General features: G+C 34.1%; 2 protein-coding genes. Both read right to left on the reverse strand.

Annotation, left to right across the window (positions count from 1 at the left end; all coding sequences use genetic code 11):
• A partial coding sequence (locus J7R13_RS08695) for an N-acetylmuramoyl-L-alanine amidase-like domain-containing protein (RefSeq protein WP_246786340.1) occupies window positions 1-353 on the reverse strand: 353 nt, incomplete at its 3' end.
• A partial coding sequence (locus tag J7R13_RS08700) for a hypothetical protein (RefSeq protein ID WP_208438297.1) occupies window positions 346-563 on the reverse strand: 218 nt, incomplete at its 5' end. The genes J7R13_RS08695 and J7R13_RS08700, both read right to left, overlap by 8 nt.

A 563-nucleotide genomic window follows, 5' to 3' on the forward strand; every position in this document is an offset into this window, starting at 1 on the left:
AAATGCTTCCGATTTAAAAAATTAACATTACCATCAACATAACGCGTTCGTATGAGATTATTGATAAATTCTGTTTGTGATGTTGATTTCCGTAAGGCTTCAACATAATCTAAATAAGTAAAGCAATCTAAACCTCTAAAGTCAATTATCAGTTTTTCTGGTATATTTTCTGAGCCTTGCAACATATTTGCTTTGTAAGGTGTCCCTAGAAAAGCTTTAGATAGCAAGCTAATCATTTTTCCTACATTATGGTAATTAACTTTTGAGCGTTCTTCAAGAAGAGTGGTAAGTTTATTTAAAGTATATGGATCTAGGTTTATTTTTTCTGTTTGTTTTGTTTTTAAGTTAATCACAAAAAACAAACGGCTGGGTCGGTGTGGCCTCCTTTGTAAAGAAAATTAGAAACAGGCTTTTTGGGGGTTTTTGCCAGAAAAAATATTTTGTTATAATGTTGGGGATATGGCGGCCCTGCTGTTGGTTTGGTGAGATAATGTGTGCTTCAGGGGTCCCCAAAATTATCCCTTTTAGGGGCCTTTTTTGCAGGATAAAAATATTAAGTGGGA

Origin of the sequence: Bartonella taylorii 8TBB (assembly GCF_902825155.1) — a bacterium.
Taxonomy (GTDB): domain Bacteria; phylum Pseudomonadota; class Alphaproteobacteria; order Rhizobiales; family Rhizobiaceae; genus Bartonella; species Bartonella taylorii_A.